Below are 21,087 nucleotides of genomic sequence, written 5' to 3' on the forward strand. Positions count from 1 at the left end.
CGGTCAGCTCCCAGTGCTGCAGGTCGGGGAGGCGCAGCCGCGCGGCGAGGCGGCGGGCCAGGTCGGCGCGCCACGGCTCGGGCCGGTCGCGCAGCAGGCCGAGGAGGCGTTCCACGTCACGGGGGTCCTGCCTGCGCCACCGGAAGTCGCGCCGGAACAGCCACGAGGCCACGGCCGCCGAGCCGCCGAGGCAGCCTGCGCCCGCCAGCATCAGGGGCCGTACCTCGTGCCGCCACCTCCCTTCCCATCTGGGGCGCCGGCGGACGTGCTCGGCCGGCTCGGCCGCAACAGTCCTGCGGTCGGCGGCGCCGAGCCCGGCGACGTAGGCGACCGTGCCGGCGACGTCGCCGCCGATGATGAGCTTGTGCAGGTCGTGCCAGGCGGCCGTGTGGGCCCCTTCCAGGACGGCGTCACTGGATCCGGGACACTAGCGGCGGCTTACGACAATCTTGATCGCCTACCGGGGCGGGGTGCTGTCGCGCAGGACGACCGTGGCGGGGACGATGGTGACGGCCGGTCCCGGGTCGCCGGACAGGGCGAGGCGCATCGCGGTCAGGCCGGCCTCCTCCAGCGGCACCGACACCGAGGTGAGGGCGGGCGCCACGTCGAGGGCCGGCGCGATGTCGTCGAAGCCGGCGATCGCGATGTCCCGGCCGGGCACGAGCCCCTCGTCGCGCAGGGCCGTCATGGCGCCGATGGCCATCACGTCGTTGACGGCGAAGACCAGCTCGACGCCGCGCAGGCCGCGCCGGGCGAGGCGGCGGGCCGCGTCGTAGCCGCCCGCGCGGGTGAACTCGGTCTCGAACACGTCACCCTGGTCCAGGGCGACGCCCGCCTCGGCGAGGCCGGCCGCGAACCCGGCGCAGCGGTCGTGGGAGGTGCGGACCCGGTCGGGGGCGCGCAGGACGGCGAAGCGCCGGTAGCCGGCCCCGGTGAGGGCGCGGGCGAGCCGGTGGGCGCCGCCCGCGTTGTCGACGGTGACGGTCGGGAAGGGCAGGTCGTGCTGGCTGACCAGCACCACCCGTCCCCCGGCCGTGCGGTACGCCTCCAGCTCCTCGATCAGCGCCTCGCGCGTGGCGGCGCCGGCGATGCGGGTGCCGGCGACGATGACGGCGCGGGGCCGCTGGCCGCGCAGCGTCCTGACGATCTCCAGCTCGCGCGCCGGCGAGCGGTCGGCGACGGCCACCGTGACGATGAGCCCGGCGGCGTCGGCCGCCAGCGTGACGCCGGCGGCGATCGAGGAGAAGTACGGGTCGGCGATGTCGCTGACGACCAGGGCGGCCGTCCTGGTCGAGCCCCGGGCGATGGCCTGCGCCGACAGGTGCGGCTCGTAGTTGAGCTTGGCCGCGGCGGCCCGCACCCGGGAGACGTTCTCGGCGCGGACGTTGCGCGCGCTGCCGTTGAGCGCGCGCGACGCCGTGGCGATCGAGACGCCCGCCTCCCGGGCGACGTCGTGCAGGGTCGGCGCCGCGGCGGGCGTGCCCCGCCCCTGCCCGTCGTCGGTCATGGCGGTCATTGTGCCATCAGGGTCACCGGGTCACCCTGACGGTCAGCGGGCCGCTCCTGGTGACCCCGGCGGCGTTCTCCAGCTCCGCCACGTACGTGTGCGTGCCGGCCGCCCGCCCGGTGAGGACGGTCGCGGCGCTCTGGGCGGCGGGGGTGGCCGCGTCGAGGCGCTGCGTGTCGACGAGGACGCCGTCCTCGTAGAGCCGGTACGCGGTGGCGTTCGTGCCCCACCACAGGTTCGTCCGGACGGTGTAGGAGCCGTCGCCGTCCCAGTTGTCCGAGCTGAGCACGGGCTCGCCGGGGGCGGCGTCGGTCACCACGGCCTTGACGGAGGTGGTGGCGGTGCGGCCGGCCTGGTTCAGCAGCTCGCCGGTGTAGACGTAGCCGCCGTTGGGGCGGCCGGTGACGGACACCGTGGCCCGCTGGGCCGAGGGCGTCTTCGGCGTGAGGTCGCGGCGGGCGATCTCCTTGCCGTTCTCGTACAGGACGAAGACGCTGCCGTTGACGCCCCACCACAGGTTCACGGTGACGTCGTAGGTGCCGTCGCGCAGGCCGTTCGCCTGGCCGAGGGTGGTCGACAGCTCGGCGCGGGCGGGCGGCTCGGTGGCGCCGTCCTGCGGGAGCTCGGGTGCCGGACGAGTGACCTCGACCGTGTACGTGCCGTCGGCCGTGCCGTCCTCCGACACCACCTTGACGACGACGTCGGTGTCGCCCACGGCGACGGGAACGGCGGGTGACGTGGCGCCGCTGGTGACCTGCCGGTCAGCGACCGTGATGCCGGCCTTGGGGTTGAGCGCGGTGGGCGTGAACGCGACCGAGGCGCGGGAGGACGGCACGGTCAGCGTGTACGCGTGGACGTCGGGGTCGAAGGCCGGGTCGAGCGTCCCGGCGTCGGGGACCAGGGCGGTCAGGGTGGTGTCCTGGGCGAGCGGCCCGCGCCTGATCCTCAGGATGCGCGTCGCGTCGGTGCCGTCCTCGGCGGTGACGGTGACGCGCACGTCGGCGCCGGTGCCGCCGAGCGTGATCCGGCGCGTGGCCTGCGCCCCGGCGGTCGGCTCGCCGTCGATGGCGACCGAGCGGGCGAACGGGCTGCGCGCCACGGCGGTCACGTCCACCTGGGCGACGCGCGCCGGCACGTCCAGCACGTACGTGCCGTCGTCGCCGGGCCCGGGGGTGCCCTGGCCGGTCTCGACGCTGAGCAGGCCGGCGTCGTCGCGGGCCGGGCCGACGCCCTGGGCGACGCGGAGGTCGTCGAGGTTCAGGGTGCCGTAGTTGGTGCTGTTGGCGTAGTAGTCGATCTGGGCGACGCCGTCGAGGGCGGTCCTGAACGTGGCTCCCTCCAGCACCCGCCTGCCGTCGATCAGCAGGTCGAAGCGCTGGTTGACCGTGTCGATCACGGCCGCGACGTGGTACCAGCGGCCGGGCTCGTACGTGCCGACGGTGCGGGTGGTGGTGCCCTGGTAGGCGACGATCGTGTTCTTGGTGAAGGCGAGGCTGACGGCGTTCTGCCCGGTCGAGCCGCGCACGTACGGCACGGAGAACCAGTGGTTGCCGGAGGAGTACGCCGCCTCGCTCATGACCCGCGCCTCCACGGTGACGACGCCCTTGAGCGGCGGCGAGAACGAGCGGGACAGGCTGGTGCTGCCGCTGCTGGTCGTCCGGGTGAGCTTGACGCTCTTGTCGGTGGCGCCGGGCGTCTCGACGACGTCCACGCGCCCGCCCGCGCTGCTCACCACGAGCCCGTCGCCGCTGGTCAGCGGCCCGGCGGGGAGGGCGTCGAAGTCGTGCACGGCCAGGTAGCCGGGGATCGGGCGGGTGAGGAGCAGCGCGCCGGCGTCGGTGGCCGTCGCCGCGTCGACCTTCACGCCCGTCCGGGTGGCGGCGGTGTGGCCGCCGAGCTCGGCGCGGACGGTGTACCCGTCGCCCGCCGGCACGTCCTCGACCGTGAAGGCGCCGTCGTCGCCGCTCGTGGCGGTGCCGAGGGCCTGGTCGCCGTCCTTGACGGTGACGGTGGCGCCGGCCAGTGGCTGGGCGGCCTGGTCGAGCACCCGGCCGGTGACGGTGCCGACCACGCTGGTCGGGGCCATGGTGAGGTCGGCGACGGTGACGTTGCCGGGCCGGACGTTCACGGCGCGGGTGGCCTGCCGGTAGCCGTTGCGGGTGGCGGTGACCGTGACGCCGTCGGCGAAGGGCACCCTGCCGACCGCGTACCGCCCGTCGGCGCCGGTCGTCGCGCCGGCGGGCGCGCCCTGGACGGTCACGGCCGCTCCGGACACGGGCGCGCCGGCCGGGGTGCGGACGACACCGGTGACGGACTCGGTCGTGGCGCCGTCCGCGGTGGCGTACTCGAACGCGCCGCGGTCGGGGGCGCCGTTGTAGAGGGCGGCGCCGGCGTAGTCGCGGCCGCCGTTGTCCTCGGCCGCGACGCCGGTGTCGACGGCCGGCGAGCCGGAGACGACGCGCAGGCCGTGGGCGGTGTCGAGGCGCGGGCCGCTCTCGGGCGTGCCGTACGGGCCGGTGACCGGGACGGCGGCGAAGCGCGGGTCGCCGACGATCGCGTGCTCGTCGGTCGCGGGCACCGCGAGGTCGGCGCCGCCGTACAGGTTGTGGCTGTAGGTGATGGTCGGGCTGGTCGTCAGCGCCGCGCCGGCCCTCGTGGAGTAGAGGATGTTGTCGCGGATGTCGTACGTCGCCTCCAGGGAGGTGCCGTACCCGTAGACGAGGTACGCGCTGCGGTCGTTGTAGATCGTGTTGTTGTGCACCTTCGCGGTGGCGGCGCGGTCGGAGTGCAGGTAGACCTGGTACCTGGTGTTGCCCGCGATCACGTTGTAGCGCACGACCGCGTCGCCGAAGGCGAACTGGCAGAGCAGGATGCCGTCGCCGTTGCCGTGCAGGTAGTTGTACTGGACGACCTGCCGGGTGGTGCCCTTGTCCGGGTCGATGCCGTTGGAGTCGGCGCCGCCGGCCTTCTGCTGGGTCTCGTACACCTCGTTGAACTGGAGCGTCACGTCGTCGGCGTAGTACGTCTCGATGCCGGAGGTGCCGGCGCGGTGTACGACGTTGTGCTCGATGAGCGCGCCGCGGACGTTGGTGATGTACATGCCGTTGCAGCCGTAGGCGGTGCCGCCCTGCGTGACGTGGTTGTTCCGGATGACGATCTTCGTGTGCGGGGTGAACCTGGGGTCGTTCGCGCTGGTGCGGGTGCCCCAGCCGGTGGCGGTGGCGATGGTCTCGCCCGCGTCGTCCTTGCCGTCGCCGGTGTACTGCTTGACGACGATGCCGGCGAACGACGTGTCGCGGACGGTGGAGTTCTGGACGACCACGTCGTTGAGCACGGTGGCCCGCTCCGGCGGGGCCTTGATGTCGGGCACCGTCGTGTCGAACACGATGCCGCCGGTCCTCTTCGAGCCGTCCCAGCCGGTCTTGAACCGCACGCCGGGCGCGTTGTTCTCGATGCTGCCGCTGATCCAGTTCACCTGGCCGGTGACGTCGTGGACGTCCACGGCGTCGATGACGAACCCGTCGAGGGTCCGGCTGTCGTCGCCGGAGACGTGGACGCCGCGCAGGTCCCGCAGGTTCTCGCCCGGGGTTCCGGTGGCGGGGACCTCGTTGGTGACCTCCAGGTTCCGGATCGTCCAGTGCTCCTGGTTGAACAGCCGGACCGCGTCGTCCACCTGGCCGGCGCCGTCGACGCGCGGCTTGGCGCCGTCGCCGTACCGGTCGACGGTGATGGGCGCGCCGCTCTCACCGGAGCCCTTGGGCCAGAGCTGCCCGGTCCAGCGTCCGCCGGCGCGCAGCAGGAGGCGGTCCCCGGGGTGGAACGTGGTGGCGTTGACCTTGTCCAGGCTCTTCCAGGGGTGCGCCTCGTCCAGGCCGGACGCGGCGTCGTCGCCGCCGGCGGAGTCGACGTAGTAGGCCTGCCCGGCGCTCTCCACCGTGGCCGCGGCGGTGGCGGGGGTGGCGTGCAGGGTCAGGGCCGCGGCCAGGGCGGCGGCCGTCAGGATCCGGAGGGCTCTCGATCGGGCGGGGGCGGCATCGGGTGACATCGCCGTGCTCCTCAGCAGGGGGGTGGGCCGGCGCGCCCCTCGCGGAGGGGCGCGCCGGTGGACGGATCAACCGGAGAGAGAGGTGGGGTGGGTGACGTCGTGGGTGACGAGGTTGCCGCACATGCCCCAGCGGTCCTGGGGCGGGCTCTCCATGAGGGCCGCGTCCAGCAGGTGGGCGCCGTCGCCGGCTTGCAGGGCGTCGAGGACGGCGGCGGTGTGGCGGGTCTGGGCGGCGACGTCACGCTCCCACAGCTCACGCCAGCGGGCCACGTTCGGCCGGACCAGGGCGACGGCGGCGGCGTAGAGGCGGCGCAGCGGCTCGGGGTCGCCGTCGCGGGCGGCGGCGGCCAGGCGCAGGAAGCCGTCCACGGCCAGGTCGCGGCGGCGGGCCACGGCGTGCTCGATCTCCTCGGTGGACGCCGCGGCGGGCAGGGCGGCGGCCTCGCGGTAGCGGCCGGGGTCGGCCACGACGTCCGGGGGGAAGGTCATGACGGCGTCGCCGGCCTCGGGCAGTCCGGCGTTCTGCATGACCACCACCACCCGCAGGCCGCCGTGGTTGACGGCGCGGTGGATGGTGCCGGGGGTGAACCAGACCGTGGAGCCGGGCCGCAGCTCGGTCTCGCGCAGCCCGCGCGCGTCCAGCGTCTGCAGCGCGCCGCTGCCGCCGATCACCACATACGCCTCGGCGGAGGCGGTGTGCAGGTGCGGCGTGCCGCCCGCCAGGCCGTCGGCCGCGCACACGCCGGAGTAGACCGACAACCGGCTGACCGACGTGCCGCCGGGAAAGCTCCCCTGGTTCAGCTCACGCATCGTGTGGTGCTCCCTCGGACGACCAGACTGGTGGCGAGCTCGATCCGGGTGCCGGTGGACTCGCCGGGATGGGACAGCTCGTCCGCCACGAGCCGGATGGCCTCGTTGGCCATGTCGCCGAGCGGCTGGCGGACGGTGGTGAGCGCGGGCGACATGGTCTCGCAGAGCGGGGCGTCGTCGAAGCCCACGACCGACAGGTCGCCGGGCACCCGGATGCCGCGCTCGGCCGCCGCCTGGTAGACGCCGGCGGCCTGCAGGTCGGAGCCGGCGAAGACGGCGGTGGGCGGGTCGGGCAGGTCGAGCAGCTCGCCCCCGCGTTCCTTGCCGCCGCCGATGAGGAAGTCCCCGAAGCGGGTCAGCGCGGGGTCGGGCTCGATGCCGAACGTGCGGTGCGCGGCCAGGTAGCCCTCATGCCGGTCGAGCGTGCACTGCGTGTCGCGCGGGCCGCCGATGAAGCCGATGCGGGTGTGCCCCAGCTCCAGCAGGTGGGTGGCCGCCATGACGCCGCCGGACCAGTTGGTGGCGCCGACCGTCGAGAGCCGGGGGTCGCGCCGGCCGACGGGGTCGAGCAGCACCAGGGGCACGTGCAGCAGCTCCTGGATGGCCGCGACCTCCTCCTGGCCGGCCCGCCACAGCACGAGAACGATCCCGTCGGTGCCGCGTTTGCGCAGTACGCCGAGCCACTGGCGCAGGTCGAAGTCGGGCCGGCCGGAGGAGGTGATGACCAGGGAGAACCCCCAGCGCGCCGCGGCCCGCTCGGCGCCGCTGATCAGAACCTGCGCCCACGGCGAGCCGAGGCCGTCGATGAGCAGGTCCACGAGGCCCACGCGGGGCGCGCCGGCCGGGCGGAGCGCCTCGTACCCGAGGGTCCGTACGGCTTCGAGGACCTTCTCGCGCGTGGCGGCCGAGACGTGCTTCTTGCCGCTGAGCACCTTGGAGACGGTCGGCACCGAGACGTCGGCGGCGGCGGCGACGTCGGCGAGCGTGGCTCGTGGCACGGGACCTCCTGTGACCGTGGCGCGCTCTCCGGCGGTCGCCGTCGATACGCAACTTTCCGGAAAATCCGTCGAGCGAGGTCGCCCCGCTGATCGCGGCTGATCAGGCAGGACTGCGAGAGATCGGGCTATTGACATGCTTACAGGCCGGAGCCTAGCGTAACGATACGGCAATGTCACGGTAATTTTTTCCGAAAACTAACCAGCAAATTTCCGATCTCCCCCTTTCTCTCCGCGCCTGATCGGAGATGCCGACCACATGAGGATGGACGCCGGTGAAAGCTGAGCCGCACAGCCCGGAGAGCCGCCGGGCGCGGCGGGTCGACGACCTGGTGGCCGGTCTGTCGCTGGACGAGAAGCTCGCGCAGCTCGTCGGCGTATGGCTGAACGTCGACCGCGAGGAGGGGGCCGTCGCCCCGCTCCAGGACGCGATGCGGGGAGAGGACGTCGAGTTCGAGACGTTCGCGCGCCACGGCCTCGGGCACGTCACCCGCCACTACGGCACCCGGCCCGTCGATCCGCAGTGGGCGAGCACGCTGCTGGCCGAGCGGCAGCGCTGGCTGATGGACCACACCCGGCCGGGCATCCCCGCCCTGGCCCACGAGGAGTGCCTGACCGGCCTGGCCGCCTGGCGGGCCACCACCTATCCGGCGCCGCCCGCGTGGGGGGCGTCGTTCGACCCCGTCCTGGTGGAGCGGATGGCCCGGCGGATCGGCGAGGGCATGGCGGCGCTGGGCGTCCACCAGGGCCTCGCCCCGGTCCTCGACGTCATCCGCGACCAGCGGTGGGGGCGGGTCGAGGAGTGCGTGTCCGAGGACCCGTACGAGGTGGCGGTCGTCGGCGCGGCGTACGTGCGGGGGCTCCAGTCGGCCGGGGTGATCGCGACGCTCAAGCACTTCGTCGGCTACAGCAACTCGCGCGCCGGCCGCAACCTCGCGCCGGTCCACGCGGGCCCGCGCGAGGTGGCGGACACGCTGCTGTTCCCGTTCGAGGTGGCGGTGCGTGACGCGGGCGCCGGCTCGGTCATGCACTCGTACGCGGAGATCGACGGAGTGCCGGTCGCCGCCGATCCCACCTACCTGACGGACCTGCTGCGCGGCGCGTGGGGGTTCGAGGGCACGGTCGTCGCGGACTACTTCGGGGTGGCGTTCCTGCACACCCTGCACGCCGTGGCGGAGGACGCCGGGGACGCGGCCGGGCAGGCGCTCACCGCCGGGGTCGACGTGGAGCTGCCCACCGGCGCGGCCTACCTGGAGCCGCTGAAGGAGGCCGTGCGGTCCGGGCGGGTCTCCGAGGACCTGGTGGACCGGGCGCTGCGCCGCGTGCTCACCCAGAAGGCCGCGCTCGGGCTGCTGGACGAGGACTACGAGCCCGTCCCGTCCGGCCCCGTGGACCTCGACCCGCCCGAGTCGCGGGAGGTGGCGCGCCGGCTCGCCGAGGAGTCGGTCGTGCTGCTCGCCAACGACGGCGTGCTGCCGCTCGGCGACGCCGCGGGCAGGCGGGTGGCGGTCCTCGGGCCGAACGCGGACAGCGTCGCGGCGCTGTTCGGCTGCTACGCGTTCGTCAACCACGTGCTGCCCCACTCCCCGAGGCGGAGGCCGGCATCGAGGCGCCCACGCTGCTCGCCGCGCTGCGCGCCGAGCTGCCGGACGCCGAGCTGGCCCACGAGCGGGGCACGGGCGTGGACGACGGCGACCGCGCCGGCATCCCCGCCGCCGCCCGGCTGGCCGCCTCCTCCGACGTGGCGGTCCTCGTGCTGGGCGACCGGTCGGGGCTGTTCGGCCGGGGCACCTCCGGCGAGGGCTGCGACGTGGAGTCGCTGGACCTGCCGGGCGCCCAGGCGGAGCTGGCGCGGGCCGTGCTCGCGACCGGGACGCCGACGGTGGTGGTGCTCCTGACCGGCCGGGCGTACGCGGTGCCGGACGTGCTGAAGCGGGCCGCCGCCGTGGTGCAGGCGTTCTTCCCCGGCGAGGAGGGCGCGGGGGCCGTCGCCCGCGTGATCAGCGGCGCGGTCAACCCCTCCGGCCGGCTCCCGATGAGCATGCCGCGCTCGCCGTCGGGCCAGCCGTACAGCTACCTGCACCCGCGGCTCGGCGCGGCAAGCTCGGTCAGCAACATCGACCCCGCGCCCGCGCTGCCCTTCGGCCACGGCCTGAGCTACACGCGCTTCGCCTACGCGGACCCGTCCGCCGACGAGACGGTGCCGGCCGGCGGGTCCATCCGCTGCGCGGTGACCGTCCGCAACGCGGGCGAGCGGCCGGGCGCGGAGGTCGTGCAGGTGTACGCCTCCGACACGATCGCCTCGGTCACCCGGCCGCTCGCCCAGCTCGTCGGGTTCGCCCGGGTCGAGCTGGCGCCGGGCCAGGCCGCGCGGGTGGCCTTCGACGTGCCGCCGCGGCTGCTCGCGTTCACCGGCCGGGACGGGCGGCGGGTCGTCGAGCCCGGCGAGGTGGTGCTGTCGGTCCGCCGCTCGGCCGCCGACGTGGTCGCGGAGCTGCCGGTGACGATCACGGGCCCCGTGTACGAGGTCACCGGCGCCGAGCGGCGGCTCACCGAGGTGAGCGTGCACGTCGAGCCCGTCCCCACCCGGCAAGGCCAGGAAGAGGAGCATTCATGACCCCGCACTCCCGCCCGGTCCGGATCGCCATCGTCGGCAGCGGCGGCATCGCCGGCGTCCAGGCCGACAACCTCGCCCGCATGGACGGCGCCGCCGAGCTGGTCGCGGCGGTGGACGTGGACGCCGACCGCGTCGCCGCGTTCGCCCGCGCGTGGGACATCCCCCGCGCGTACACGCGGCTGGAGGACCTGCTGCAGGACGCCGAGTGCGACGTCGTCCACCTGTGCTCCCCGCCCGCGCTGCACCGCGAGCAGGCGATCGCCGTCCTGGAGCGCGGCTGGTCGGTGCTGTCGGAGAAGCCGCCGGCGCTGTCGCTGCGCGAGTTCGACGAGATCACGGCGGCCGAGGCCCGCAGCCCCGGCTTCTTCGCCACCGTCTCGCAGCACCGCTTCGGCGGGCGGGCCGTGGCCGTGCGCGAGGCGATCGCCCGCGGCGAGTACGGCCCGCTGCGCCTGGCGCTGTGCGACACGCTCTGGTTCCGCCCGGACTCCTACTTCGAGGTGCCGTGGCGCGGCACCTGGGAATCGGAGGGCGGCGGCCCGACGCTCGGGCACGGCATCCACCAGATGGACCTCCTGCTGTCGCTGGCCGGCCCCTGGGCCTCGGTCCGCGCCGTCGCCGAGCGCAAGGCGCGCGCCACGGACACCGAGGACCTGTCGGTGGCGACGGTGACGCTGGAGAGCGGCGCGACCGTGGTGGCCGTCAACAGCCTGCTGTCCGCGCGGGAGACCAGCCACCTGCGCTTCGACTTCGAGCGGGCCACGGTCGAGCTGGAGCACCTGTACGGCTACGGCGACGACGCGTGGCGCCTCACCCCCGCCCCCGACGCGGACCCCGAGGTGGCCGCCCGCTGGAAGGCGCTGCCGGAGGGCCGGCCCTCCGGGCACTCCGCCCAGTTCGAGGCCGTGATCGACGCGCTGCGCACCGGCGCGGCGCCGCCGGTCGCCGCCGCCGACGCCCGGCAGACCCTGGAGCTCATCGCCGCGATCTACGCCTCCGCCTTCACCGGCGAGGAGGTCGCCCGCGGCCAGATCACCGAGGACTCGCCGTTCCACGCCTCGATGGGCGGCGGCCGAGTCCCCTGGCTCACCCGACCCGACGAAAGGCAAGGACGTTGACCGTCACCGAGCCCGCGAACCGGCTCCAGATCACCGACGAGCACGACCGCTCCCTGCGGCTGACCGCGGGAGGCGTCGAGCTGTTCCGGTACGTCTACGGACCGTGGGACGCCCGGCTGGAGTCGCCCCGGCCGTACTTCCACCCGCTGCGCACGCTGTCCGGCCGGACCGTGTCGCTCTACCGGCCGTGGGACCACGTCTGGCACAAGGGCATCGCCTGGTCGCTGCCGAACGTGGGCGCGCAGAACTTCTGGGGCGGCCCCACCTACTACCGCGACCGCGGCTACGCCCAGGAGGACAACAACGGCTCCACCGTCCACACCGGTTTCACCTCGATCGAAACGGCCGTCGAGACGGGCCAGGACCGCGTCGCCGTCGGCGAGACGCTGGACTGGGTGGCGAGCACCGGCGACACGTGGTTCACCGAGCGGCGCGCGTTCGCCGCGACCGTGGACGAGGCGCAGGGCACCTGGACGCTCGCCTACGCCACCGCGTTCACCAACGTCTCCGGCGCGACCGTGCCGATCGGCAGCCCCACGACCGAGGGGCGGCCCAACGCGGGCTACGGCGGTCTGTTCTGGCGGGGACCGCGCTCGTTCAGCGGCGGCCGCGTCTACATGGACGGCCGCACGGGCGGCGACGAGATGATGGGCGAGCGCGGTGGATGGCTCGCCTACGCGGGCGACCACGACGAGACGGGCGGCAGCTCGACGCTCGTCTTCACCGACGACACGCCCGGGACCGGTGAGGAGCCGGTGCGGTGGTTCGTGCGCACCGGCGTCTTCGCCTGCGTCTGCCCCGCCCCGTTCTTCGACACCGTCCGGCCGGTCGAGCCCGGCCAGTCCCTGAGCTTCCGCTACACGGTCACCTTCGCGGACGGCGACACCGGCCCCGGCGGCGCCGAACGCCTGGCCAAGGCCGCCGCCGGCGCCGCCGCCACGCTTCCCCTCCCCTGACCGGCCCCCTCTCGTGACCTGTCCCCTCTCCTGACCGGCCGTTCTCCTGACCGGCCGTTCTCCGGCTCGCCGGAGTACTGGCGCAGCGGCATCACCACTGGAGCACCCAAGCAATGAACCCCCGTATGGACGCCTTCCGGAGCCGGATGGGCGGCCTCGCCTTCGGCGGCGACTACAACCCCGAGCAGTGGGAGCCCGCCGTGTGGCGCGAGGACGTCCGGCTCATGCGCGAGGCAGGCGTCAACATCGTCTCCCTCGGCGTGTTCGCGTGGGCCTCGATCGAGCCCGAGCCCGGGACGTACGAATGGGGCTGGCTCGACCAGGTCATGGACCTCCTGCACGACAACAGCGTCAGCGTCAACCTGGCCACTCCCACGGCCGCGCCGCCCGTCTGGGTCACCCACCTGCACCCCGAGGTCTTCCCGATCATGGCCGACGGGCAGCCGTTCGGCTTCGGCAACCGGCTGCACTACGACCCGTCCTCGCCGATCTGCCGCGAGTACGCGGCGAACATCACCACCCGGCTGGCCGAGCGCTACTCCCTCCACCCGGCGCTGGCGATGTGGCACATCAGCAACGAGTACGGCCCGACCGCCTACAACGAGGCCGCCTCGGTCAACTTCCGGCGCTGGCTGCTGCGCAGGTACGGCGACCTCGACACGCTCAACGAGGCGTGGACCACCCGCTTCTGGAGCCAGGTCTACACCGACTGGGAGCAGATCCAGGTGCCCAACATCCCGCGAACCAGGATGAACCCGGCGTGCCGCCTCGACTTCAAGCGCTTCTCCTCGGACGCGCTGCTGGAGTGCTTCGTCGCCGAGCGCGACATCGTCCGCTCCTTCCGCGACGACATCCCGGTCCTGACGAACTTCATGCGCTTCTTCAAGCACGCCGACTACTGGCGGTGGGCTCCGGAGGAGGACGCGGTCGCGCTCGACATCTACCCGAACCCGGCCGACGCCGACTCGCACGTGTCGGCGGCCTTCCAGTACGACCTGTTCCGCTCGCTCAAGGGCGGGCAGCCGTGGCTGCTCCTGGAGCAGGCCGCGAGCGCGGTCAGCCAGTGGCCGCTCAACATCGTCAAGGAGCCGGGGCGGATGCGGCTGGGCTCGCTCCAGGCGGTCGCGCGGGCGGCCGACTCGGTGATGTTCTTCCAGTGGCGGGCCGGCCGCGGCGGCCAGGAGCGCTTCCACTCGGCGATGCTGCCCCACTCCGGCCCCGGGTCGCGCACGTTCCGAGAGGTCGTGGACCTCGGCCGCGAGGTGGGGCTGCTCGCCCCCGTCGCGGGCGCCACGTCCCGCTCCGAGGTCGCGGTGCTGTTCGACTGGGACGGCTGGTGGGGGCTGGAGGAGACGGCGGGGCTGCCGCGCGACGACCTGTCCTACGCCGACACGGTCATGCGGCACTACACGCCGCTGTGGGAGCACCACTACCCGGTGGACGTGGTGTCGCCCGGCTCCGAGCTGGGGTCGTACAAGGTGCTGGTGGTGCCGAACGCGTACCTCGTCGGGGACGAGGGCGTGGAGCGGATCAAGGAGTTCGCGCGCGACGGCGGGACCGTGGTCATGTCGTTCTTCTCCGGGGTCGTGAACGACTGCAACCGGGTCCGGCCGGACGGCTACCCGGGCGCCTTCCGCGACCTCATCGGCGCGAAGATCGACGAGTACTGGCCGGCGCGCCCCCACGAGGTCTTCGGCGTCGCCTTCGCCGGCGGCCGCACCGCCACCTCCACGTGGTGGCGCGAGGACCTCCACCTGGAGGCGGGGACCGCCCTGGCCACCTACACCGACGGGCTGCTGGAGGGGCGGGCCGCGGTCGTGGCCAACGCCTACGGCGCCGGTCGGGTGGTGTACGTCGCGACACTGCTGGAGCGGGCGGCCTTCGACGCGGTGGTGCTCGACGCGGTGCGGCAGGCCGGCGTGGCGAACCGCTTCGAGGGCGTCCCCGCGTACGTGGAGTGCGCGGTGCGCGCGGACGGGGAGCACGAGTACGTGTTCCTCCTCAACCACGACGCCGAGCGCGGCGCGACCGTGCCCGTGGACGGGACGGACCTGCTCACGGGGGCGGCGGTGGGCGGCGAGGTCGAGCTGGCGCCGCTGGGCGCGGCCGTGGTCCGCCGTCCCCTGGCGGGCTAGCTCCCGCCCGGTCAGCGAGCCGTGGTCACCACGATCTTGCCGAACTGGGCGCCGGACTCCATGTGCCGGTGCGCCTCCACGATCTCCTCCAGCGGGAAGAGCCGGTCGACGACCGGGCGGAGGGTGCCGGCACGCAGGCCCGAGGTGATGAACGCCACCGCACGGCGCAGCCGCGCGGGGTCCCCGGTGATTTCGAGCATCGTGTACGTGCGCATGTTGAGGGCGGGCATGCCCAGGTCGAACCCGGGATACGGCGTCGGCTGCCCGCTCTGCGCGCCCCACAGGAACAGCGTCCCGCCGGGAGCCACGGCCCTGGCCAGCTCGGTCACGCCCGGCCCGGCGACGGCGTCGAAGACGTACTCGGCGCCCCGGCCGCCGGTCAGCTCCAGGACCCGTCCGGCGACGTCCTCCTCCTCGGCGACGATCACCTCGGCCGCGCCCTCGTCGAGCAGCCGCCGCTTCTTGGCGGAGGTGCGGGTGACGGCGACCGGCGTCGCGCCCAGGCGGCCGGCCGTGTGGATCGCGGCCACACCGACGCTGCTGGAGGCCGCGGTCAGGACGACCGTGTCGCCCGCCCGCACGCCGCCCACCTCGGCCATCGCCCCGTAGGCCGTGAGATGGGGCATCCACACCGCCGCGCCGGCCACCGCGTCCACGCCGTCGGGGCGGGGCACGAGCGCGCTCGCCGGCACGACGGCCCGCTCGGCGTACACGCCGTAGTCGTTGTGCGAGAAGGACGGCAGGACGCTGACCGCCTGCCCCTCCCCGAACCCGGTCACGTCCGGGCCGACCGCCTCGATCACCCCGGCCGCCTCGTTGCCGAGCCCGGAGGGGAGCCGCCTGACCGGCTGGATGTACCGGCCGCTCCGGAACAGCGCCTCGGCCCTGTTGAGCCCGATCGCCTCCACCCGGATCCGCACCTCGCCCGGCCCCGGCTCCCCCGGCTCAAGGTCCTCCAGCCGCAGCACCTCGGGCCCGCCGAGCTCGTGGAAGCGCACCGTCCTGGCCATGTCCTCGTCCTCTCGTCACTCGTGTACGGGAGTCACTGTGGGCCATAAGTACGATGGCTGTCAAACTTCGATGAGTGTCGTACCATGTGGTCCATGGGACGCACACCGCCGCATCCGGACGTGTCGCAGGTCGAGCTCCAGCAGGTGCTGGAGGCCCTCGTCGACCCGGTACGCCGCAGCATCGTCACGCAGCTCGACGCCGCCGGCCGGGACCTAGCCTGCGGCACCTTCGACATGGCGGTCAGCAAGTCCACCGCCACCCACCACTTCAAGGTGCTGCGCGAGGCGGGCCTCATCCGGCAGTACTACGTGGGGACGTCCCGGATGAACGCCCTGCGCCGCGCCGAGATGGACGAGGCGTTCCCCGGCCTGCTCGACGCCCTGATCGTGCGCCAGGCCGCCCGGCTCTGACGGAGGCCCGCACGGCCGGCGGGTCCGGCACCCCGCATCGCGCCGTCCGCCGGCCACAGGTTGCCCGCCACAGGTTGTCGGCGCCGGAGAGTAGGGTCGCTCCCATGGATCGGCAACTCACCCTCATGGCCGTGCACGCCCACCCCGACGACGAGTGCCTGAGCACCGGCGGCATCCTCGCCCGCTACACCGACGAGGGCATCCGCACCGTCCTGGTCACCTGTACCAACGGCGAGCAGGGCGACGGCCCGGGCGGCGTCAAGCCGGGCGACCCCGGCCACGACGACGCGGCGGTGGCCGAGCGGCGGCTGGCGGAGCTGCGCGAGTCCGTGGCCCACCTCGGCATCGACCATCTGGAGCTGCTCGGCTACCGCGACTCCGGCATGGAGGGCTGGGAGGCCAACCGGCACCCCGAGGCGTTCGCCAACGTCCCGGTCGAGGCCGCCGCGTCCCGACTGGCCGAGCTGATCGAGCGCTACCGGCCGCAGGTCGTCGTGACGTACGACGAGACGGGCGGCAGCGGCTACAACCACCCGGACCACGTGCAGACCCACCGCGTCGCCGTCGCGGCCGTCGAGGCGACGGGCATCCCCGACAAGCTCTACTACACGGCGATCCCCCGGGCCTCGATCCGGCGGATGTTCGAGATGATGGCCGAGAGCGGGCTCGACCTCGGCGACTTCCGGCCCTCCGACGACTTCGGCACCCCGGACGAGCTGGTGACGACCGTCGTCGAGGTCGCGCCGTACGTCGAGCGCAAGCTCAAGGCGCTGCGGGCGCACGAGAGCCAGGGCGACAACATCTTCCTGCTCAACATGCCGGAGCAGACGCAGCAGGAGGCGTTCTCGCACGAGGCGTTCACCCGCGTCCAGAGCCGGGTCGACGCCCCGGACCAGGAGGACGACCTCTTCGCCGGCCTCCGCCCGTAACACCTCTTCCGGGGGGAGGACGCTCCCCCCGGCGCGCCGTCCGACCCTGACCCACCCCGCGACCGCTAACGGAGCGAGCGGATGGCCGCCAGCACCTCGTCGCGGCGCTCCGCCGCCTTCATCCAGGCGGGCAGCCGCTCCAGCATCGTCTGCGACCCCGCCGTCACCGGCCGCTCCCGCAGCGGCGCGGCCACGTACGCCTCCAGCACGTCCAGGTGCGCGAGGTTGTACGCCCACAGCACCCGGCCGCCGCGGCAGGATCGCCGCAGCCACAGCGGCAGCCCGAAGTACGGATCTTCCGGGCCGCCCAGGCGCGGCACCACGTAGGGGCCGCCGGCGGTGAAGTACGCGTCGCCCCGGCCCGGCTCCCAGCGGCCCGGCGCCCAGTCGGCGACCCGCCCGCACCCGCCGCAGCTCAGCCGGTGCGGAGCCGTCAGCCATCCCACGGCGTGCGCGTGACGCTCACGGTGGCCGGGGTGGACCGCCACGCACGCGCGGCCGTCGCAGCGCGGGCAGCGCACGAGGATCTCGCGGGCGAAGTGCCACAGCCGCCACCCCTGGTCGCGGAACCGCCTGGACACGTCAGCGGGCCGGGGGCAGCTCGCCCGAGCCCCTGGCGATGAGCCGCGTCGGGATCAGCTCGCGGCGGGCCGCGCGCGAGGGCAGGCCGTCGAGGCGCGACAGCACCAGCTCCGCCGCCGCCGTGCCCAGCGCGGCCGGGTCCTGGGCGACGACCGTGAGCGGCGGCTCCAGCACCTCCGCCAGCGGCAGGTCGTCGAACCCGACCAGCGCCACGTCCCGCCGCCCCGCGCGGGCCAGGGCGACGACCGCCCCCATGGAGGCGAAGTTGTTGGCCGCGAACAGCGCCGTCGGCGGGGCGGGCAGCGCGAGCAGCCGCGCCACGGCCGCGCTGGCCGCCTCCTGGTCGTGGCCGCTCTCGACGAGCGCCCGGTCGAACGGCAGCCCCGCCGCCTCCAGCGCGTCGCGGTAGCCCTGGAAGCGCTCGCGCCGGGTGTAGAGGGCGGCGGGCAGGTCACCGACGAAGCCGATGCGGCGGTGCCCGTGGGCGACGAGGTGGGCGACCCCGTCCCGGGCGCCCTCGCGGTTGCCGCTGACCACGTGATCGGCGGCCATGCCGACGGCGGGCCGGTCGAGGAAGACGATGGGCAGCCCGGCGACCCGCTCGGCGCGCAGGTAGCGGTGGTCGCCGTCGGACGACGGCACCACCATGAGCCCGCTGACCCGCCGCGCCAGGAACGTGGCGATCAGGGACCGCTCCAGCTCGGCCGTCTCGCTGGAGGAGCCGACGATGAGGGTCAGGCCGCGCGGGCGGACGGCGCTCTCGACGCCGCCCGCGACGGTGCCGAAGAACGGGTTGCCCATCTCGGGGATGACCAGCCCGATCGCGGCGTCGCGCGCCCCGACCCGCATGTTGCGGGCCATGAGGTTGGGCTGGTAGCCGAGCTTGCGGACCGCCTCCATGACGCGCTCGCGCGTCTCGACCGCGACGGGCCCGTCGTCGTTGAGCACCCGCGACACGGTCTTGGCCGTGACACCCACCTCGCGGGCGACGTCTGCCATCGTGGGTCGCCGCATTCCGACCATGGTAGTGGCGTCAGGACAGGCCGATGGCCTCCGCGGCGTCCTGATCCGCGACCACCGCCTTGCCGTCGGAGACGGTCATCGCGCCGGTCATGATGGCCACGACCTCGGCCATGTTGTGGTCGCCCGGCTTGATCTCGGCGACCCGGCGGCCGAGCCGCTGGACGTGGATGCGGTCGGCGATCTCGAAGACGTGCGGCATGTTGTGGCTGATCAGGACGACCGGCGTGCCGCGGTCACGGACCCGCTTGATCATGTCGAGCACCTGGCCCGACTCCTTGACGCCGAGCGCGGCGGTGGGCTCGTCCATGACGACGACGTGCGAGGCCCAGGCCACCGCGCGGGCGACGGCCACGCCCTGCCGCTGCCCGCCGGACAGCGACTCGACGGGCTGGGTCAGGGAGCGCAGCCCGATCTTGAGGTTGGCCATGTGCTCGGCCGACTCCTCCCGCATGCGCTTCTTGTCGAGCATCCGGAACACCGTGCCGAGCGGCCCGCGCTTGCGCACCTCGCGGCCGAGGAACATGTTGGTGGCGATGTCGAGCGAGGCGGCGACCGCGAGGTCCTGGTAGACGGTCTCGATGCCGTGCCTGCGCGCTTCCAGGGGGTCGCGGAAGCGCACCGGCTCGCCGTCGAGAAGGATCTCCCCCTCGTCCGGCTGGAGGGCGCCGGTCAGCGCCTTGATGAGGCTGGTCTTGCCGGCGCCGTTGTCGCCGATGACCGCGAGCACCTCGCCGGGCATGAGGTCGAAGTCGGCGCCGTCCAGCGCCGTCACGTGGCCGTAGCGCTTGACCAGGCCGCGGGCCTGGAGCACGGGTGTCATCGGGTCCTCCTGCGGGAGAGCTGGTCGACGGTGACGGCGAGGATCACCAGGATGCCGGTGATGAGGGTCTGATAGATCGACGGTACGCCCATGAGCTGGAGGCCGTTGCGGAAGACGCCCACGATGAGGGCGCCGATCAGGGTGCCCAGCACGGTCCCGCGCCCGCCGAACAGGCTCGTGCCGCCGAGGACGACCGCGGTGATGCTGTCGAGGTTGTCGGTCTGGCCGGCCTGCGGGTCGCCGACCCCCGTACGGGACACCAGCAGCAGCGCCGCGATGCCGTACACGAGACCGGCCACCGTGTAGACGCCGACGAGGAGCCGGTTGGTGCGGATGCCGGTGAGGCGGGCCACCTCGGCGCTGTTGCCGAGCGCGTACACGTGGCGGCCCCAGGCGGTCTGGCCGAGCAGGTAGGCGAACAGCAGGAACAGCACGATGGTGAGCAGCGACCCGTAGGTGACGTTGGTGCCGCCGATCCGGAAGGTCTGCCCGAGGTACGTCATCGCGGGCGGCAGGTTCGTGACCGTCTGGTCCTGCGAGTAGATGTGGGTCAGCGCGAACACCACGTTCAGCATGCCCAGCGTGACGATGAACGGCGGCAGGTTGATCTTCATCACCAGCAGGCCGTTGAGCAGGCCGAAAGCCGCGCACACGACCAGCCCGGCCGCGATCGCGAGCAGCGGCGGCAGCCCGCTGTCCACGGCCAGCTTGGTCATCACGATCCCGCCGAACGCCATGATGGCGCCGTTCGACAGGTCGATGCCCGCGGTCAGGATGATGAGGGTCTGGCCGATGGCCAGCGTGCCCACGACCATCACCTGCTGGATGATCAGCGAGAAGTTGCCGCCGGTCAGGAACTGGTCGCTCTTGAGGGAGAAGAACACGCACGCCAGCACGAGCGCCGCCAGGGGCCCCGCGGTGGGCGTGGACACGATGCGGCGCGTCAGCGTCGCCTGCATGACGGCCATGTCAGCCCCAGCAGTTCGCCAGGCCGAAGGCGGTGTCCTTGGCGTCGACGCCGGGGACCGCCTTGTCGGTGATCAGCGTGACGCCGGTGTCGGTGTAGCCGGAGGGCTTCTTGCCGCTCTTGGCGAACGCGGAGACGGCGTTGACGCCCTGCTCGGCCATCTTCAGCGGGTACTGCTGCGACGTCGCGGCGATCTGCCCGGCCTGGACGGCCTTGACGCCCGTGCAGCCGCCGTCGACGGAGACGACGAGCACGTCCTTGTCGCGGCCCTCGGCCTTGAGCGCGGTGTGGGCGCCGAGCGCGGCGGGCTCGTTGATGGTGTAGACGAGGTTGATGTCGGGCGCCTTCTGCAGGCAGTTCTCCATCGCGGTCTGACCCTTGGCCTGGTCACCGCGGGTGTCCTGCGAGCAGACGATCCGCGGGTCGCCCTGGGCGATGCCGAAGCCCTTCAGGAAGCCGTCGTGGCGGAGCTGGCCCACGGTGATGCCGGGCGCCAGGTCCAGGGTGGCGATCTTGACCGGCTTGCCGGCCATCGCCGCCTTGGCGTACTGGCCGATCAGCTCGCCGGCCTTGAGGTTGTCGGTGGCGAACAGCGCGTCCGTGGCGCTCTGCGGCTCGGTCGGCGTGTCGAGCGCGATCACGACGACACCGGCGTCCCTGGCCTTCTTGATGGCGGGGACGATGGCCTTGGTGTCGCTCGGGGTGATGAGGATGCCCTTGACGCCGGCGGCCACCATGTTCTCGATCGCGGTGATCTGGGAGGCGTTGTCCCCGTCGAACTTGCCGGCCGCCGTCATGAGCTCCATGCCGTCGGCCTTGGCGGCCTTCTCGGCGCCCTCCTTCATCTTCACGAAGAACGGGTTGGTCTCCGTCTTCGTGATGAGTCCGACCTTCGCGGCGCCGGCCTCCTGGCCGCCGCCCCCACTGTTGCCGCCGCATCCGGCTGCCAGCAGTGCGGCAGCCAGGAGACCGGCCGAGAGCCTTGCTTTCATGGTGGCTTCCTAACAGAGTGGTCTCGGTTTTAATCGTACTATCAGGGCTAACGCAATGTCATCGTTGACACATGTCAACGTTGACATTGGCTGTGTTGCGATGATGAACTCCGAGCCTGGAAACGTCAATGCTTTCGCCCCGTAACGAATCGGCAACACTGGGAGACGTG

General features: G+C 73.3%; 16 protein-coding genes and 1 pseudogene. 7 read left to right on the top strand and 10 right to left on the bottom strand.

What is annotated here, in order from left to right:
• Window positions 1-457 precede the first annotated feature (457 nt).
• The 4 genes from ABZS51_RS03315 to ABZS51_RS03330 all read right to left on the bottom strand — a co-directional run bounded on the left by ABZS51_RS03315 (window position 458) and on the right by ABZS51_RS03330 (window position 7,360).
• Window positions 458-1,507: a LacI family DNA-binding transcriptional regulator gene (locus ABZS51_RS03315; protein WP_355435561.1), complete on the bottom strand. Its 1,050-nt coding sequence runs from the start codon at window positions 1,505-1,507 to the stop codon at window positions 458-460.
• A 22-nt stretch (window positions 1,508-1,529) separates the two neighbouring features.
• Entirely contained in the window at window positions 1,530-5,552 is a 4,023-nt protein-coding gene (locus ABZS51_RS03320; protein WP_355435564.1) for a carboxypeptidase regulatory-like domain-containing protein, read from the bottom strand.
• A gap of 66 nt (window positions 5,553-5,618) precedes the next feature.
• Window positions 5,619-6,362 carry a cupin domain-containing protein gene (locus ABZS51_RS03325; RefSeq protein ID WP_355435567.1) on the bottom strand — a complete coding sequence of 248 codons (744 nt, stop codon included), beginning with the start codon at window positions 6,360-6,362 and terminating at the stop codon, window positions 5,619-5,621.
• Entirely contained in the window at window positions 6,350-7,360 is a 1,011-nt protein-coding gene (locus tag ABZS51_RS03330; RefSeq protein ID WP_355435569.1) for a LacI family DNA-binding transcriptional regulator, read from the bottom strand. Before ABZS51_RS03330 ends, ABZS51_RS03325 begins: the two co-directional genes overlap by 13 nt.
• A gap of 329 nt (window positions 7,361-7,689) precedes the next feature.
• Between ABZS51_RS03330 and ABZS51_RS03335 the strand changes: the two are divergent.
• From ABZS51_RS03335 to ABZS51_RS03355, 5 genes and pseudogenes are all read left to right on the top strand, one after another.
• Window positions 7,690-8,628: pseudogene (locus tag ABZS51_RS03335) on the top strand (glycoside hydrolase family 3 N-terminal domain-containing protein); the annotation flags it as partial.
• Window positions 8,629-9,014: 386 nt separating this feature from the next.
• Window positions 9,015-9,974: a glycoside hydrolase family 3 C-terminal domain-containing protein gene (locus ABZS51_RS03340; RefSeq protein WP_355435858.1), complete on the top strand. Its 960-nt coding sequence runs from the start codon at window positions 9,015-9,017 to the stop codon at window positions 9,972-9,974.
• Complete coding sequence (locus tag ABZS51_RS03345; RefSeq protein WP_355435572.1) at window positions 9,971-11,092, top strand: Gfo/Idh/MocA family oxidoreductase; 1,122 nt, start codon at window positions 9,971-9,973, stop codon at window positions 11,090-11,092. Before ABZS51_RS03340 ends, ABZS51_RS03345 begins: the two co-directional genes overlap by 4 nt.
• Window positions 11,089-12,048, top strand: coding sequence for a PmoA family protein (locus tag ABZS51_RS03350; RefSeq protein WP_355435575.1), 960 nt, complete (start codon window positions 11,089-11,091; stop codon window positions 12,046-12,048). The genes ABZS51_RS03345 and ABZS51_RS03350 overlap by 4 nt, the downstream gene beginning before the upstream one ends.
• A gap of 125 nt (window positions 12,049-12,173) precedes the next feature.
• Complete coding sequence (locus ABZS51_RS03355; RefSeq protein ID WP_355435578.1) at window positions 12,174-14,183, top strand: beta-galactosidase; 2,010 nt, start codon at window positions 12,174-12,176, stop codon at window positions 14,181-14,183.
• An 11-nt stretch (window positions 14,184-14,194) separates the two neighbouring features.
• Here the strand turns inward: ABZS51_RS03355 and ABZS51_RS03360 are convergent, their stop codons facing one another.
• A complete protein-coding gene (locus tag ABZS51_RS03360) occupies window positions 14,195-15,193 on the bottom strand; it encodes a zinc-dependent alcohol dehydrogenase family protein (protein WP_355435581.1) in 999 nt (332 codons plus the stop codon).
• Between the two features lie 93 nt (window positions 15,194-15,286).
• On the opposite strand from ABZS51_RS03360, the gene ABZS51_RS03365 reads away from it, so the two are divergent.
• Both ABZS51_RS03365 and ABZS51_RS03370 read left to right on the top strand, forming a co-directional pair.
• Window positions 15,287-15,604 (top strand): helix-turn-helix transcriptional regulator, encoded by a 318-nt coding sequence (locus ABZS51_RS03365; RefSeq protein ID WP_355435584.1) that lies wholly within the window; start codon window positions 15,287-15,289, stop codon window positions 15,602-15,604.
• Window positions 15,605-15,708: 104 nt separating this feature from the next.
• Window positions 15,709-16,533: a PIG-L family deacetylase gene (locus ABZS51_RS03370; protein WP_310712120.1), complete on the top strand. Its 825-nt coding sequence runs from the start codon at window positions 15,709-15,711 to the stop codon at window positions 16,531-16,533.
• Between the two features lie 65 nt (window positions 16,534-16,598).
• On the opposite strand, the gene ABZS51_RS03375 is transcribed toward ABZS51_RS03370, so the two are convergent.
• Genes ABZS51_RS03375 through ABZS51_RS03395 form a run of 5 tightly spaced genes read right to left on the bottom strand, consistent with a single transcriptional unit; the run spans window position 16,599 to window position 20,917 of the window.
• Entirely contained in the window at window positions 16,599-17,114 is a 516-nt protein-coding gene (locus ABZS51_RS03375; protein WP_310712116.1) for a hypothetical protein, read from the bottom strand.
• 1 nt (window position 17,115) lies between these two features.
• The gene (locus tag ABZS51_RS03380) at window positions 17,116-18,129 is read right to left on the bottom strand and encodes a LacI family DNA-binding transcriptional regulator (RefSeq protein ID WP_355435589.1); all 1,014 of its coding nucleotides are present in this window, start codon (window positions 18,127-18,129) and stop codon (window positions 17,116-17,118) included.
• Window positions 18,130-18,148: 19 nt separating this feature from the next.
• The gene (locus ABZS51_RS03385) at window positions 18,149-18,958 is read right to left on the bottom strand and encodes an ATP-binding cassette domain-containing protein (protein WP_355435592.1); all 810 of its coding nucleotides are present in this window, start codon (window positions 18,956-18,958) and stop codon (window positions 18,149-18,151) included.
• The gene (locus tag ABZS51_RS03390) at window positions 18,955-19,917 is read right to left on the bottom strand and encodes an ABC transporter permease (RefSeq protein WP_355435595.1); all 963 of its coding nucleotides are present in this window, start codon (window positions 19,915-19,917) and stop codon (window positions 18,955-18,957) included. Before ABZS51_RS03390 ends, ABZS51_RS03385 begins: the two co-directional genes overlap by 4 nt.
• Before the next feature lie 10 nt (window positions 19,918-19,927).
• Window positions 19,928-20,917: a sugar ABC transporter substrate-binding protein gene (locus tag ABZS51_RS03395; RefSeq protein ID WP_355435598.1), complete on the bottom strand. Its 990-nt coding sequence runs from the start codon at window positions 20,915-20,917 to the stop codon at window positions 19,928-19,930.
• Between the last annotated feature and the right edge of the window lie 170 nt (window positions 20,918-21,087).

The organism is Nonomuraea sp. NPDC005501 (assembly GCF_040605905.1).
GTDB lineage: Bacteria > Actinomycetota > Actinomycetes > Streptosporangiales > Streptosporangiaceae > Nonomuraea.